This is a genomic window from Streptococcus caballi DSM 19004 (assembly GCF_000379985.1).
Lineage (GTDB): Bacteria > Bacillota > Bacilli > Lactobacillales > Streptococcaceae > Streptococcus > Streptococcus caballi.
This window is the reverse complement of the sequence record NZ_KB904062.1, coordinates 197452-212949: the sequence shown is the minus strand read 5'-3', so window position 1 is coordinate 212949 and position 15498 is coordinate 197452. Positions and strand designations below refer to the sequence as shown.

17 protein-coding genes are annotated in these 15498 nt (G+C 40.7%); 15 read left to right on the top strand and 2 right to left on the bottom strand.

The features are described 5' to 3' along the window. Positions 1-105 precede the first annotated feature (105 nt). The 15 genes from A3GS_RS0101015 (at position 106) to hisE (ending at position 14658) form a co-directional block, all read left to right on the top strand. Positions 106-666, top strand: a complete 561-nt coding sequence (locus A3GS_RS0101015) for an HAD-IA family hydrolase (protein ID WP_018363571.1) — start codon at positions 106-108, stop codon at positions 664-666. Continuing rightward, positions 666-2618 (top strand): DNA topoisomerase (ATP-hydrolyzing) subunit B, encoded by a 1953-nt coding sequence (gene gyrB, locus A3GS_RS0101010; protein WP_018363570.1) that lies wholly within the window; start codon positions 666-668, stop codon positions 2616-2618. The genes A3GS_RS0101015 and gyrB overlap by 1 nt, the downstream gene beginning before the upstream one ends. 87 nt (positions 2619-2705) lie before the next feature. Further along, a complete protein-coding gene (gene ezrA, locus A3GS_RS0101005; protein ID WP_018363569.1) occupies positions 2706-4430 on the top strand; it encodes a septation ring formation regulator EzrA in 1725 nt (574 codons plus the stop codon). 398 nt (positions 4431-4828) lie between these two features. Next, positions 4829-5884 (top strand): histidinol-phosphate transaminase, encoded by a 1056-nt coding sequence (hisC, locus tag A3GS_RS0101000; protein ID WP_018363568.1) that lies wholly within the window; start codon positions 4829-4831, stop codon positions 5882-5884. Next, positions 5881-6864: an ATP phosphoribosyltransferase regulatory subunit gene (locus A3GS_RS0100995; RefSeq protein ID WP_018363567.1), complete on the top strand. Its 984-nt coding sequence runs from the start codon at positions 5881-5883 to the stop codon at positions 6862-6864. Before hisC ends, A3GS_RS0100995 begins: the two co-directional genes overlap by 4 nt. Beyond that, complete coding sequence (hisG, locus tag A3GS_RS0100990; protein WP_018363566.1) at positions 6857-7504, top strand: ATP phosphoribosyltransferase; 648 nt, start codon at positions 6857-6859, stop codon at positions 7502-7504. Before A3GS_RS0100995 ends, hisG begins: the two co-directional genes overlap by 8 nt. Beyond that, the gene (hisD, locus tag A3GS_RS0100985; protein ID WP_018363565.1) at positions 7501-8784 is read left to right on the top strand and encodes a histidinol dehydrogenase; all 1284 of its coding nucleotides are present in this window, start codon (positions 7501-7503) and stop codon (positions 8782-8784) included. Before hisG ends, hisD begins: the two co-directional genes overlap by 4 nt. After that, complete coding sequence (serB, locus tag A3GS_RS0100980) at positions 8771-9418, top strand: phosphoserine phosphatase SerB (RefSeq protein ID WP_018363564.1); 648 nt, start codon at positions 8771-8773, stop codon at positions 9416-9418. The genes hisD and serB overlap by 14 nt, the downstream gene beginning before the upstream one ends. Beyond that, entirely contained in the window at positions 9415-10053 is a 639-nt protein-coding gene (locus A3GS_RS0100975) for an RpiB/LacA/LacB family sugar-phosphate isomerase (RefSeq protein WP_018363563.1), read from the top strand. The genes serB and A3GS_RS0100975 overlap by 4 nt, the downstream gene beginning before the upstream one ends. Before the next feature lie 2 nt (positions 10054-10055). Then, entirely contained in the window at positions 10056-10640 is a 585-nt protein-coding gene (hisB, locus tag A3GS_RS0100970) for an imidazoleglycerol-phosphate dehydratase HisB (protein ID WP_018363562.1), read from the top strand. Continuing rightward, positions 10637-11248 carry an imidazole glycerol phosphate synthase subunit HisH gene (gene hisH, locus A3GS_RS0100965; protein WP_018363561.1) on the top strand — a complete coding sequence of 204 codons (612 nt, stop codon included), beginning with the start codon at positions 10637-10639 and terminating at the stop codon, positions 11246-11248. The genes hisB and hisH overlap by 4 nt, the downstream gene beginning before the upstream one ends. A gap of 139 nt (positions 11249-11387) precedes the next feature. Then, entirely contained in the window at positions 11388-12107 is a 720-nt protein-coding gene (hisA, locus tag A3GS_RS0100960) for a 1-(5-phosphoribosyl)-5-[(5-phosphoribosylamino)methylideneamino]imidazole-4-carboxamide isomerase (protein ID WP_018363560.1), read from the top strand. A 3-nt stretch (positions 12108-12110) separates the two neighbouring features. Further along, the gene (gene hisF, locus A3GS_RS0100955; protein WP_018363559.1) at positions 12111-12869 is read left to right on the top strand and encodes an imidazole glycerol phosphate synthase subunit HisF; all 759 of its coding nucleotides are present in this window, start codon (positions 12111-12113) and stop codon (positions 12867-12869) included. After that, positions 12866-13195, top strand: coding sequence for a phosphoribosyl-AMP cyclohydrolase (hisI, locus tag A3GS_RS0100950; protein ID WP_018363558.1), 330 nt, complete (start codon positions 12866-12868; stop codon positions 13193-13195). The genes hisF and hisI overlap by 4 nt, the downstream gene beginning before the upstream one ends. Positions 13196-14343: 1148 nt before the next feature. Beyond that, positions 14344-14658: a phosphoribosyl-ATP diphosphatase gene (hisE, locus tag A3GS_RS0100940; protein ID WP_018363556.1), complete on the top strand. Its 315-nt coding sequence runs from the start codon at positions 14344-14346 to the stop codon at positions 14656-14658. A 364-nt stretch (positions 14659-15022) separates the two neighbouring features. Here hisE and A3GS_RS11250 read toward each other — a convergent pair whose 3' ends face one another. Continuing rightward, on the bottom strand, positions 15023-15352 hold the full coding sequence (locus A3GS_RS11250) for an NUDIX domain-containing protein (RefSeq protein ID WP_240430878.1): 330 nt from the start codon (positions 15350-15352) through the stop codon (positions 15023-15025). Further along, complete coding sequence (locus A3GS_RS13000; RefSeq protein WP_240430877.1) at positions 15349-15492, bottom strand: NUDIX hydrolase; 144 nt, start codon at positions 15490-15492, stop codon at positions 15349-15351. The genes A3GS_RS11250 and A3GS_RS13000 overlap by 4 nt, the downstream gene beginning before the upstream one ends. Positions 15493-15498 lie beyond the last annotated feature (6 nt).

The following is a 15498-nucleotide window of genomic DNA, read 5'->3' as shown; positions in this document are numbered from 1 at the left end:
ACTTTTGGGGTGCGGTTCACCAGCAGTTCTTTTTTACTTTTAAAATACAGGCATAGGACGTTTTGATGCTATAAAAATTTGCAGAAATGTGCTATAATTGAGAGTATGAATTATCATGACTATATTTGGGATTTGGGTGGCACCTTACTGGATAATTATGAATTGTCAACCCAAGCATTTGTAACAACCTTAGCATCTTTTGGCATCTCAGCTGAGCATGATAGTGTTTACGAGAAATTAAAAGACTCAACGGCTGTTGCAATTGCTTATTTTATTCCCAACCAACCGACTTTTTTGACCAGTTATAAGAAAAATGAGGCTAAACTGCTGGAGTATCCCATTTTGATGGAGGGAGCTCAGGAGATTTTGGCTAAAATAGTTGCTCAGGGAGGCCGAAACTTTTTGGTTTCTCACAGAGATGCTCAAGTGTTTTCCTTGATTGAAAAAACAGGTATTGCCGGTTATTTTACTGAAGTAGTGACATCGGCTAATGGCTTTGCTCGTAAGCCTAATCCTGAAAGTATGCTGTATTTAAAAGAAAAATACCATATTGTCAGTGGTTTGGTTATTGGTGATCGTGATATTGATTGTCAGGCTGGTCAGGCTGCCGGGCTGGACAGTTTGCTTATTGATGGAAAAAAATCCTTATTGGAGATAGTAAAATAATGGTAGAAGAAGATAAAAATATGGAAGAATTGGCACAGGAGTACGATGCCAGTCAAATTCAAGTTTTAGAAGGTTTGGAAGCCGTTCGTATGCGTCCAGGAATGTATATCGGATCAACTTCAAAAGAAGGTTTGCACCACCTTGTTTGGGAAATCGTGGATAATTCTATTGATGAAGCCTTAGCAGGTTTTGCGACTCACATTGAGGTTTTTATTGAAGAAGATAATTCAATTACAGTTATTGATGATGGACGCGGTATTCCAGTTGATATTCAGAAAAAAACAGGTCGTCCAGCGGTAGAAACAGTTTTTACAGTGCTTCATGCCGGTGGTAAATTTGGCGGAGGTGGCTACAAGGTTTCAGGTGGTCTGCACGGTGTAGGCTCCTCTGTTGTTAATGCCTTGTCAACTCAGTTAGATGTGCGTGTCCATAAAAATGGAAAAATCCATTATCAAGAATACCGTCGCGGTGTGGTCGTTGACGATTTGACTGTTATCGGAGATACAGACCGTCACGGAACAACAGTTCACTTCACACCAGACCCAAAAATCTTTACTGAAACAACTGAATTTGATTTTGATAAATTAGCCAAACGTATTCAAGAATTGGCCTTTCTTAACCGTGGCTTGCGTATTTCGATTACGGATAGACGTTCAGGTTTGGAACAGAGCAAACAATTCCATTATGAAGGCGGTATTGCAGAGTACGTCCAATTTATCAATGAAAACAAAGAATCCATCTTTGATCAACCTATCTACACAGAAGGTGAAATGGACGGCATCTCTGTTGAAGTTGCTATGCAGTACACAACTGGCTACCATGAAACAGTCATGTCTTTTGCCAATAACATTCATACCCATGAAGGTGGAACGCACGAGCAAGGTTTCCGTACCGCATTGACCCGGGTTATCAATGATTATGCTAAGAAAAATAAAATTCTTAAGGGAAATGACGACAACTTATCTGGTGAGGATGTCCGTGAAGGCTTGACGGCGGTTATCTCCGTTAAACACCCAAATCCTCAGTTTGAAGGACAGACCAAGACTAAGTTGGGCAATTCAGAAGTGGTGAAAATTACTAATCGTCTTTTCAGTGAAGCCTTCAGCCGTTTCCTTTTGGAAAATCCACAAATTGCTAAGAAAATTGTGGAAAAAGGCATTCTAGCATCAAAAGCGCGTATTGCTGCTAAGCGTGCGCGTGAAGTAACCCGTAAAAAATCAGGTCTTGAAATCTCAAACCTCCCTGGTAAGTTGGCTGACTGTTCATCGAATAATGCTGAAATGAATGAGCTTTTCATCGTTGAAGGAGATTCTGCTGGAGGCTCCGCTAAGTCAGGGCGTAACCGTGAATATCAAGCTATTCTACCAATTCGTGGTAAAATCCTTAACGTTGAAAAAGCCAGCATGGATAAAATTCTTGCTAACGAAGAAATTCGCAGTCTCTTCACAGCTATGGGAACAGGTTTTGGTGCTGATTTTGATGTTACTAAAGCCCGCTATCAAAAATTGGTCATCATGACCGATGCTGATGTCGATGGAGCCCATATTCGCACCCTCTTGCTAACCTTGCTCTATCGATTTATGCGCCCTGTTCTGGAAGCAGGCTATGTTTACATTGCGCAACCACCAATTTACGGTGTTAAGGTTGGTTCTGAAATCAAGGAATATATTCAACCAGGAAATAATCAAGAAGAAGAGTTGCGCTTGGCTTTGGAACGTTATAGTGAGGGGCGTTCCAAACCAACTGTTCAGCGTTACAAAGGTTTGGGAGAAATGGATGACCACCAATTATGGGAAACAACCATGGATCCTGAAAATCGTTTGATGGCTCGAGTTTCTGTAGATGATGCTGCTGAAGCTGACAAGATTTTTGATATGCTCATGGGAGATCGCGTAGAACCTCGTCGCGAGTTTATCGAAGAAAATGCCGTTTATAGTACGCTTGATATTTAATAAGGATTTTTTTGAAAATAGCGTAGAAGTATGGTATACTCTTATAGTTACAGAGTATTTTACGAAAAATATTTGAAGGAGTTTAAGATGTCAAGCGGAATTATCCTGCTGCTTGTGGCGATAGTCCTTATCGTGATTATTGCTTATTTAGTTGGCGTTATTGTACGAAAGAGAAATGACTCGTTGATTACACAGTTGGAGGAGCGAAAGCAAAAACTGTTTGATTTGCCAGTCAATGATGAAATTGAAGCTGTTAAAAATCTGCATTTGATTGGGCAAAGTCAAAATACTTTTCGTGAATGGAATCAAAAATGGGTAGATTTGACACTAAACTCATTTTCTGATATTGAAAATCATATTTTTGAGGCTGAAAATCTTAATGACTCCTTCAATTTTATCCGTGCCAAACATGAGATTGATAGTGTTGAAAGTCAGCTAAATCTGGTTGAGGAAGATATCAAATCAATTCGCGATGCGCTTTCCGTCCTCAAAGTTCAGGAAGAAAAAAACAGTGCTCGTGTTAGCCATGCCTTAGATTTATATGAGCATCTTCAAGCTTCTATTTCTGAGAAGGAAGATAATTTTGGAACGACCATGTCAGAAATCAGCAAGCAATTGGAAAACATTGAAGCTGAATTTTCTCAATTTGTGACTCTTAATTCGACCGGTGATCCAGTTGAGGCGGCTGAAGTATTAGATAAGGCAGAGGAACATACGATTGCTCTTGGCCAAATTACTGAGCAAATTCCTGCTATCGTTGCTAAGCTAGAAGATGATTTTCCAGATCAACTAGATGACTTAGAATCAGGTTACCGCCGTCTGCTAGAAGAAAACTATCACTTTGTTGAAAAGAATATTGAGAAACGTTTCCAAGATATTCGTGATGCTATTCGTGGTAATTCTTCTGAATTGATTAGTTTGGATTTAGACCGTGCTCGTGATGAAAATGAGCATATTCAAGAAAAAATCGATCTCTTGTATGAATTGTTTGAACGTGAGATTGCAGCTCACAAGCTTGTCATCAAGAATAAGAAAATTATTCCAAAATATTTGGAGCATGCTAAAGCCAACAACCAACAGCTTTTGTCAGAAATCAATCGTTTGTCACATAAGTATATTTTAGGTGAAAATGAAGGGTTGAGCGTTCGTTCATTTGCAAAGAAATTGGATGAAATTGAAGAAAATATTCTGCCAATGATTACTGATTTTGATAATCAAGAGAAAGCATTTTCAGAATTGCAAATTATTTTTGACAAAACGGTCAAAGATTTAGGAGAGGTTGAAAAAGGTCAGCTGGAAGTCTTTGAAACGGTCAAAGATATTGAAAAGATTGAATCGACAGCGCGTGCTAAATTGGATGATTATGTTAACAAATTGCATATGATTAAGCGTTATATGGAAAAACGTAATCTTCCAGGCATTCCACAAGATTTCCTAAGCACTTTCTTTACGACAAGTTCCCAATTGGAGCTTCTTATGGATGAATTGAGTCGAGGGCGAATCAATATTGAAGCTGTTTCTCGTTTGACAGAAGTGGCTACAGCTGCTATTGCTAATTTGGAAGAAACAACTTACCAAGTTGTTCAAGATGCAGAGTTGACCGAACAATTGTTGCAGTATTCAAATCGTTATCGTAGCTTTGAGCCAGGCGTTCAAACAAGCTTTGAATTAGCTTTGCGTTTATTTGAAGTTGAGTATAATTATAAAGCTTCCTTTGATGAAATTTCATACGCGCTTGAAACTGTTGAACCAGGCGTGACAGATCGGTTTGTTTCGTCATACGAAAAAACGCGTGAACCGATCCGTTTCTAACAAACGATTTATAATAAATAGGACTTAAACCAAGTTATGGTTTAAGTTTTTTTGTGAATAAATATAAAATTGAGATTATCGCTTGCAATTTTCTGAATTTTCATGTAAAATATTCCTAAATATGAAATCGTTGAGAGAAAAAGTCTAAGACAACAGACAGAGAGTGCCCATAGGTGAGAAGGCATGCAATACTTAGACGACACATTCTTGAGTGTACATGCGAAATCGCGAGAGTGTAGTGTGTGACGGGTTGTTCCGTTAAAGGCTGGGAGTCTTATACTGACTTCGTGAGAGTAAATGGGTGACTATTTACTGAATTAAGGTGGAACCACGCCTCAAGCGTCCTTGCAAGTTTTTTTGCAAGGACTTTTTGTTTCTCAATAAAGAAAGGAATCATTATGACAAAGATCAAAGGTTTACGTGACATTGAACCTTATGTGGCTGGTAGCCAGCCTAAGGAAAAGAATATCATCAAATTAAATACTAATGAAAATGCCTATGGACCAAGTCCGAAGGTTGGTCAAGCACTTACTCATTTTGATGTCCATGATTTGAGAAAATATTCAACCTTGGATCAAGAAAATTTGAGGATAGCTTTGGGGAAACAATTAGGGGTGGATCCTAATCAAATTATTGTAGGAAATGGCTCTGATGACATTTTATCAATGGCTTTTCTGTCTTTCTTTAATTCTGCTGAACCTGTTCTTTTCCCAGACTTAACCTATGGTTTTTACAAGGTCTGGGCGGAGCTTTATCATATTCAGTATCATGAAATGCCGCTCAATGAAAAGTTTGAAGTTGAAGTTGCAGACTATTTTGCGGATAATGGCGGCATTGTCCTTGCCAATCCCAACGCTCCGACAGGTATTTTCAAGCCTTTAGATGAAATTGAAAAAATCATCCAAGCTAACCAAGATGTGGTAGTTATTGTGGATGAAGCTTATATCAATTTTGGTGGACAGACGGCCCTGCCTTTGCTAAAAAAATATGATAATCTTTTCATTACACGAACCTTTTCCAAGGATGCTTCTCTGGCTGGCTTACGTGTAGGCTATGGTATCGGAAGTCCTAAGCTTATGGCAGTTATCAATGCTGTTAAAAATTCAGTTAACCCTTATAATGTAGACAGCATTGCTGAATGTTTAGCGATAGCAGCAGTGGAATCCTGGGATTATTATGACAATACATGTCAGAAAATTATGGAGAGCAGAGATTGGTTTAGCGATGAATTAAAAGCAATTGGATTTCAAGTTTTGCCAAGCACAGCCAATTTTATCTTGACCAGACCAGCAGGAATAAGTGCTGAAGATTTGTTTAATTATTTGCAAAGTAAGCAGATCTACGTTCGCTATTTTCCAAAAGTAGAGCGCATCAAGGATTATTTACGGATTTCCATTGGTAAACAAGAAGAGATGGAGAAGGTCATTACGACCATACAGGAGTTATTGCCATGAAGAAGACAACATTACCGACAGGTATGCATGACAAGCTTTTTAAGCGAGCGCGTGCCATGTATGAAATTGAGCACAATATCAGCGACTTGCTGATTGCTAAGGGCTTTAATCGGATTGAGACACCAACTTTGGAACATTTTGAGGTCTTTAATGATTCGGTTAGCTCCAATACTTACAATTTATTTGACAAACAGGGAGATCTGCTTAGTTTACGACCTGATATTACCAGCCAGATTGGACGCGTTATTGCTTCTACTCGGGTCAACACACCGATTAAATTTTCTTATTCTGGCAAGGTTTTTAATTACAATGAAGAAATGCGTGGTCTGGCTAATGAGCATACACAGGCTGGTATTGAAATTGTAGGTTATCCGGTTAAGGAAGCACTTAGCGAAGCAATTCTAGCTGCCAAGGAAGCCTTGGATGTTGCCAAAGTCAAATCTTATCAGTTTGAATTTTCTCATGCAGCCATTTTACAGCAGGTTTTTGAAGAATTAGAGCTAGACAAGGACAGCGCTATCCGCTTATCAACAGCTATTCGAGATAAAAATATTACAGGACTCAATGAATTTACCAAGGCACATCCCAGTGCATTTGATGTCTTTATTAAGAACCTGCCGTATCTTTTTGGGGAAAGTGATGAGGTTATTAGCAAGGCCCGTCAACTGGTTTCTCATGAGGGGATTTTGTCAGCGCTTGATGATATTGAAGAGTTGACTACTTCTCTTGAAATCAGTTTAGGAAAAGTGACACTTGATTTGGGCCAGTTATCACAAATGCCTTACTACACGGGAATTATGTTTAAAGTATTTGGTGAAAAGGTGCCCGATGCCTTCGTGTCTGGTGGTCGCTATGACAAGCTCTTTGAACGTTTCGGTGCTACTGAACTGAGCGCAGTTGGCTGGGCAATTGATGTGGATTCTATTTACCAAGCCATTCATGACGATTTGCATTATGAAGGAGGAATTGCCAATGTCTAATCAGATTACCATTGCTCTAACCAAGGGTCGCATTGAAAAATCAACGGTTGAGCTGCTTGAGAAAGCTGGTTTTGACATGTCTTTTATGGAAGACAAAGGGCGTAATCTTATTTTTGAAAGCCCTGATAAGATGTTTCGTTTTCTTTTAGTCAAGGCACCAGATGTGACAACTTATGTCCGTCATGGGGTGGCAGATTTAGGAGTGGTTGGCAAGGATGTTCTCATGGAACACCCATTGGGTTATCTAGAAATGTTGGACCTCAATTTTGGGCTTTGCAAATTTTCAGTGGCATCAACTGATGTCTACCAGCCACATGACCATAAGCGCAAGCGTATTGCTACCAAATACCCGACGGTAGCCAAGGAACACTTCAATAGAAAGGGAGAAGATGTGGAAATTATCTCTATCCAAGGTAGTGTAGAAATTGCGCCAGTCATTGGCCTAGCAGATGCTATTGTGGATATCGTTGAGACTGGATCTACTTTGGTGGCCAACGGACTCAAGGTTTACGAGGATATTTGCCGCATATCAGCTCGACTGATTGTCAATAAGGCTGCGCTGAAAAATAATCCTGAGCTCATGCCTTTTATTGAAAAAATTGAATCTATTGTCGGAAATGAGGAGGTTGCTTTTAAATGAAACGTTTAACCGGAAGTAATGAAGAAATTTCAAAGATTTTGTATCAGGAGCAGCTGGAACTCAGCCGTCAGAATCTAGATGTTGAGGATACTGTTCGAACTATCGTAGAGGATGTTAAAAAGCGCGGAGATGAAGCTCTTCGTGACTATTCAGCTAAATTTGATAAGATTGAACTAACAGATTTTGAAGTGGGACAGAACTTGATTGACCAAGCATTTGCAGAGGTGGACAAGGAGGTTTTGACCGCGCTTGAGAATGCAAAGGCTAATATTGAAAGTTATCACCGTCAGCAGTTGGAGACAGGCTTTGAAGATCAGCCGTCAGACGGAGTTATTCGCGGTCAGATTATTCGTCCTATTGAGCGGGTTGGAGTTTATGTTCCAGGCGGGACAGCGGCTTATCCGTCGTCTGTTCTCATGAATGTCATTCCAGCTAAGATTGCAGGTGTCAAGGAAATCATCATGATTACACCGCCACAAGAGCATTTTGTTCCTGCTATTTTGGTGGCAGCCAAGTTAGCGGGTGTGGATAAGATTTACCAAGTCGGCGGTGCGCAAGGTGTTGCAGCTTTGGCTTATGGTACAGAAAGTATTCCTCAGGTGGATAAGATTACAGGACCAGGCAATATTTTTGTTGCAACAGCTAAGAAACAGGTCTTTGGTCTGGTCGGAATTGATATGATTGCAGGACCGTCTGAAATCGGCGTCATCGCTGACAGTACGGCCATTCCCAAATACGTTGCAGCTGATTTGTTATCTCAAGCTGAACATGACAAGCTTGCTCGTGCTATCTTGGTGACAGATTCGAAGAAATTGGCTGACGCCGTGGAAGTCGAAATAGAAAAACAACTTTTAGAATTGCCACGTCAGGAAATCGCACGTGCTTCAGTGGAAAATAATGGCCGTATCATCATTGCACCAGATGCAGACAGTATGTTTGACCTTATGAATCAGGTGGCTCCAGAGCACTTGGAAATTGCTATGGAAAATGCTTATGACTATCTGGACAAAGTGCAAAATGCAGGTTCTATCTTTCTCGGCCACTATACCAGTGAACCAATCGGGGACTACTATGCTGGCGCTAACCATGTTCTTCCCACAACAGCAACCAGCCGTTTTTCATCTGCGCTAGGAGTTCACGACTTTGTCAAGCGAATCCAGTACACACAATATAGCAAGGCGGCGGTTAACAAGGCTGAACATGACATTACCACCTTGGCTTATGCGGAAGGTCTGCAGGCTCATGCTAAGGCAATTGAGGTGAGAAATGGCAGAGATTAAAGGACTTTTAGTTATGGATGTGGACTCAACTCTCATCCAAGAAGAAGGAATTGATTTACTGGGCGAGGAAGCTGGTGTCGGTTCACAGGTTGCGAACATCACTGAGCGTGCCATGCGGGGCGAGTTGGATTTTAGGCAGGCGCTGGATGAACGCGTCGGTCTGCTCAAAGGACTTCCTGAAAGCATCTTTGACAAGGTTCTGGAGTGTATACATTTTACACAGGGGGCTAAGGAACTGGTAGACGAGTTGCATCGTCGTGGCTTCAAGGTAGGTGTGGTCTCTGGCGGTTTCCACGAGACAGTGGATAAATTGGCAGAGCGTTTGCAGCTGGACTACGTGCAAGCTAATCGTTTAGAGGTGATTGACGGAGTGCTGACAGGGCGCGTGCTGGGAGAAGTAGTGACCAAAGAGGTCAAGAAAGCCAAGCTCCAAGAATGGGCAGCAGAAAACGGGCTGACGCTGGACCAAACCATCGCCATGGGTGATGGCGCTAATGACCTACCCATGATACAAACAGCAGGCATAGGCATCGCCTTTTGTGCCAAGCCAATTGTCAGACAACAAGCCCCTTACCAAATCAATGAAGCAGATTTGTATAAAGTGATTGAGATAGTGGACGAGAAAAAAATATGAAAATAGCTATTATTCAAGGCTCAACTCAAATTGACAAAAATGAAACTCTGGTCAGAATAACTAAAAAGGTTGTGGAACCTTTGGGACATGAGGTGGTCAACTTTGGTGCTTTTGAAGAGGAAGAAAACTATTCTTACACAGAGGTTGCCTTGATGATTTCCTTTTTGTTGTCAAGTCAAGCTGTGGATTTTGTGATTACAGGCTGTTCATCTGGACAAGGTATGGCTCTAGCCTGTAATGCCTTGCCAAATGTGATCTGTGGCTTTGTTCAAAATCCACAAGATGCCTTTCTATTTGGACGTATTAATGATGGAAATGCTGTGTCTTTTTCTTTGGGATTAGGATATGGCTGGTTGGGGGAACTCAATTTAGAATACAGTATTGAAAAGTTATTTGATGGGGAATTTGGCATTGGTTACCCAGCAGAGGTTGCTAAACGTAAAATAAAAGAGACCAAACGCGTCCAGCTCTTTAATGCAGTTGCCAAGAAAAGCGTGGTAGATTTATTGACTGCCTTGGATAAAACATTTTTGAACAAAGTTTTATCTAAAAATGACCTCATTGATTACATTTTTGAAAATGGTCAAGATCAGGCCTTGAACAAAGAACTTAAACAGTTACGATCAGGAGAATAAATATGAGACAAGCAAGCATTGAACGTAATACATTTGAAACCAAAATCAAGATTAGTTTGAACTTAGATGCACAGGAGCCAGTGGACATTGACACGGGTGTTGGCTTTTTTGATCACATGCTGACCCTATTTGCTCGACACAGCCGTATTTCGCTGGTGGTTAAGGCAGATGGTGACCTTCACGTTGACAGCCATCACACAGTGGAAGATGTAGGTATTGTCCTCGGTCAAGCATTGAAGGAAGCACTAGGTGACAAAGCGGGTATCAATCGTTATGGGACAAGTTTTGTTCCTATGGATGAAACCCTGGGCATGGCTAGCCTGGATTTGTCAGGACGTAGCTATCTGGTTTTTGACTGTGAGTTTACTAATCCAACCCTAGGCAATTTCGATACAGAGTTGGTAGAAGAGTTCTTCCAAGCGCTGGCTTTTAATGTACAGATGAACCTGCATTTGAAGATTTTGCATGGTAAAAATAATCACCACAAGTCAGAAAGTCTTTTTAAGGCAACTGGCCGTGCACTTCGCGAAGCTATCACTATCAATCCAGAGATTCACGGAGTCAATTCGACAAAGGGGCTGTTATGAAATTAATCGTCATTGACTATGATGCCGGCAATACTGCAAATGTCTTACGTGCTTTGAACAAGCTTGGTGTAGAGGCAGAATTGTCAGCTGATAGAAATAAAATTTTAGCAGCAGACGGTCTCATTTTGCCAGGTGTCGGCGCTTATCCGACAGCCATGGCAGAACTGGAAAAGCGTGGGTTAGTCACTGCTATCAAAGAAGCGGTAGCTGCTGGCACACCGCTTCTGGGCATTTGTCTGGGCATGCAAATTTTGACGGAAAAAGGCTTGGAGCACACAGAAACAGCTGGTCTTGGCTTTATTCCAGGAATTTGCCGTGAGATTCCTATCAAGATAGACATGCCGGTACCTCACATGGGCTGGAATGATTTAACTATACAGCAGGAAACTCCTCTGACAGATGACTTGGAAGGGCAGTCAGTTTATTTTGTACACAGTTACTTCACGGATGTCCCAGATCAATTCATTGATGTCACAGCTGACTATTCTATCAAAGTACCAGCTATGATTCACAAGGATAATGTTTATGGAGCTCAATTTCACCCTGAAAAATCAGGCGATGTGGGTTTAGGCATTCTGGAGAAATTTGTGGCGTTGTGTGATAAATAGAAGAATACAAGAGAAAGGATAAGCTCATTCAGAATTTTTGATTGAGCCGTGCTTATCTAGTGAGAAATAAAGGAGGTGATCTTGAGTTTCAAGAGTCGCCAAGTTTCACTAGAAGTGAAAAGCACTGGGTATCTTAGATATGCAAATTTTACCTGCAATTGATATTAAGGATGGAGAGGCAGTTCGTCTCTTTAAGGGGGATTTTGCCCGGAAAACGGTCGTTAATTCTGATGTTCTGGGACAGGCACGTATTTTTGCGGATGCAGGCATTAAGTTTATCCATGTGGTAGACTTGGACGGTGCACTGGATGGTCGCGCGACCAACCGTGATTTAATTGCGGCGCTAAAGGTGGCGACAGGTCTTGGTGTTGAGGTCGGTGGTGGCATTCGCACGCTAGAGCAGATTGCTGATTATCTTGCGGTAGGCATTGACCGCGTTATCATTGGTTCAATGGCCGTCAAGGATCCTGCTTTTGTCAAAACTGCTCTAGAGCAGTTTGGGGCAGATAGAATTGTGGTTGGTATTGATGCTAAAAATGGCTATGTGGCGACAGAAGGATGGCTGGAAACCAGTACAGTTGACTACATCAGCTTGGCCAAGGAAATGGAAAAAATGGGTGTCAGTCTCTTTGTTTATACTGACGTTGACCGTGACGGCACCCTGACGGGACCCAATTTTGCCCATTATGAACGTCTAGTTGCTGAACTTACAACCGCTAAGGTCATTGCATCAGGTGGCATTGCAGAGCTCAGCGATTTGACAAAGCTCCAAAAAATTGGAGTTGCCGGTACTATCGTGGGTAAGGCCTATTACAGTGGCAATATCAACCTAGATCAACTGAAAGCTTTTGAGGACTAGCCTATGTTAAAAAAAAGGATTATCCCTTGCTTAGATGTTAAGAATGGTCGTGTGGTTAAGGGGGTCAATTTTGTCAATCTGGCAGATGTCGGTGATCCCGTTGACTCAGCACGCGCTTATTATGAAGCTGGTTGCGATGAACTAGTCTTTTTGGATATTACCGCAACCCATGAAGAACGTGACACCACTGTTGATATGGTTCGGCGCGTAGCTGATCAAGTCTTTATCCCCTTTACGGTCGGCGGCGGCATTCGTACGGTTGAAGACATGAAAAAAATGCTCAAGGCAGGTGCGGACAAGGTGGCTGTTAATTCCTCAGCCCTAGCCAACCCTCAACTTATCAAAGACTGTTCGGAGAAATTTGGCAATCAGTGTGTCGTCGTTGCCATTGATGCTAAAAAGCAAGACGATGGTAGTTGGCATGTTTATGTGGCTGGTGGAAGAAAAGACACTGGCAGGGAACTGCTCGACTGGGCTAAAGAAGCTGTCAGTCTGGGGGCTGGTGAGATTCTTTTGACTTCTATGGATAAAGATGGCACCAAGTCAGGCTTTGATATAGATATGCTAAATAGCGTGGCTGCGGTTGTTAATGTGCCCATTATAGCGTCGGGCGGTGCAGGCAATATTGCCCACATGGTGGAAGTTTTTCAGAAGACCCCTGCAACGGGTGCCTTGGCAGCTTCTATTTTCCATTATGGAGAGGTGGCGATTGCAGATACCAAAAAAGCTGTGGCAGCTGCTGGAATTGAGGTGAGATTATGACAGGCATAAAACTCGATTTTGCCAAGCAAGGCGGACTCATTCCTGTTATTGTAACGGATTATCAGACGGGACAGGTTCTCATGCTGGCCTATATGAATGAGGAATCCTATCGTCTGACACTTGAAACCAAGCAAATGCACTATTGGAGCCGTTCCCGAAATGAACTCTGGCATAAGGGTGCGACTTCCGGCCATTATCAACATGTCAAATCCATCAAAACCGATTGCGACCAAGATACCTTGCTCATCTCCGTTAAACAGGATGGCGCAGCCTGTCACACAGGAGCTTATAGCTGTTTTTTCAATGAGATTTATCCTTTAAAGTGAGGAGAAAAGAAGTATTGAAGAGAGGTGTCAAGGTTATTTGGAGTTTTTATTGTGATTAGCAGCTTTGTTGCCAGTGTTTAGTATAGCTTCCCTACTTGTGATAGGAGCTCTGACAGTTCGAATTTCAGTGATTACTGATTCTATTTTGCTACTCACTGGTGGGAATACTTTAGAGTTTCTTGTAATTATTACCTTGCTGATATTATTGGCAATTGATGAAGTCTAAAAAGGTATTAACTGCTGGCTCTGATAAATGGATATAGCTCTTTTTGTCATCAGCAGTGTCATATTTTTTATTAGTAAGTATATAAGGTGATAATCTACCAGTTATTTTTCTGTGTTATCTACCAAGAACAGGTGATTGCTCAATTTAAAGTTTATTTTGAAAAGAGTAAGAAGGTTTTTGTTTAACCTATTTGATATAGTCTATTTATGGATAATTGGTCATATTGATGAGCTAGATAGACTCGGTATCAGTCAATGAATTTTGCATTTTTAAGAAGCTTACGGGTACCGGAATTGTTCTTCTTGGCCTTACTATTTACAAAAACAGTACCATATTAAGGTTCATTCTGATAGGACATTAATAATGGCTTATGTATTCAATATGTTTTGGTTGGTCATGCAAGTATTCTTGCTTGCGATATTGAGATTTCAGATTAAAAATTCAAATATTACCAATATATTATTGATATTTGCTTATGCTCACTTGTAAGTGTCTATTATTGGAACAATTCATATATTTCATTTGAATTAAAAGTTGATGAAAAAATAATCTGTTTTCAACGATAATATTAGTCTCAGTTGCTTTCATTGCGACTGTATTATTAGATTTAAAAGAGAATAAGGCTATTGATATATTATCCTGTTTTTTGCTAATTTTAATTCCAGTATTTATTGGAGGACTAGATTCAGAAATGGTCATAATCAAAATACCTTCAAGCTGTTTATAATTGCTATTCTAAAAAAGTGTTTAGGCAGTAATCACAACATCTCATAACCAGTCGTTCATTTTGAGCAACATCAATTTTGCTAGTGATTGCTTTAGTATGCGGCCTCATATTGTCTAAACTTTGGATTCACTACTTTAAAATATATATTTCAACCCTAAAAATGGGTATTTTCAAAAGAAAAGGAGAGAACATCACATGATTGAAACACTTTATAAGGAAGCACAAAATCGTAAACAATATCCCAAGGAAGGATCTTATACCAACTATCTTTTTGACAAAGGTTTGGACAAAATTCTTAAAAAAGTTGGGGAGGAGGCGACGGAAGTAGTCATCGCTGCCAAAAATACAGACAAGGATGAGATTGCCAATGAAACCGCCGATGTGCTCTACCATCTAGCAGTGATGTTAGTAGAAACCGGTGTAACTTTGGATGATGTAGAAGCAGTTCTTCAATCACGTCAAGGTAAGCAATCCAATGTTCATGATCGCAAAAAAATCACTGACTACTAATCCTTATGTCATATCCAAATAAAAAGCAAGCGAGAGTGATTAGCTTTAGGGCAATGAATCTCCGGCTTGTTTTTAGTTTTCTGTTATGCAAATAAATGTTTGATTAGTTTGATTTAAAGATTGGGTGACTTTCTTTTATTCAACTTAAATCCATTTGTTTTTGCCTCTACTTCATTTGGTAAAGCCATAAACTTTTTGAATTTGTGATGACCTCAAAGGAAGTAGAGCTAGGACTAGGTGTGTAAACAAGTTAACTGAAATAAATTTTATTTGCCTAATCTTGGTAATAAATCAAGCGAGAAGGAGAACAGGGAGTGGAGAGTTGACCATTTTATCAGTGCTTGTCTCCCTATTCTCCTTTTATTCAGTCTTTCAATAACTCAACTTGTCTAGGTATGACTAGGTGATTGGCAATAAAATATGTTAATTGCTCTAAGGGCACCCAACAATAATCTGTTGTTTCCTCTTCTTGCAAGCGCACAGCTGATTTTGGACAATCGGCTGTGGCAATAAAGCAGGCGTCTTTACGATATAAATTCCTATCCAGGAAGGTTAGAGTTAAAGGGGTGATGCCGGTCTCTTCCTCCAATTCACGCAAAATAGCTTCCTCCGTGCTTTCACCTGCTAATGCAGAGCCACCAGCACTAGCCTCAAAATAATTAGGGTAACTAGGCTTGTTTATGTCGCGTTTCATAAAAAGATGTGCTCATCGACATGCTGAACGAGGACTTCAACAACCAGATGATAGAGGCCATCAGGTAGTGGCCGTTGGCCACGTGTAAGATATCGACCTGTTTTCTCACCATTTTCCAAATAAGCGTCCCATTTTTCCATTGTATG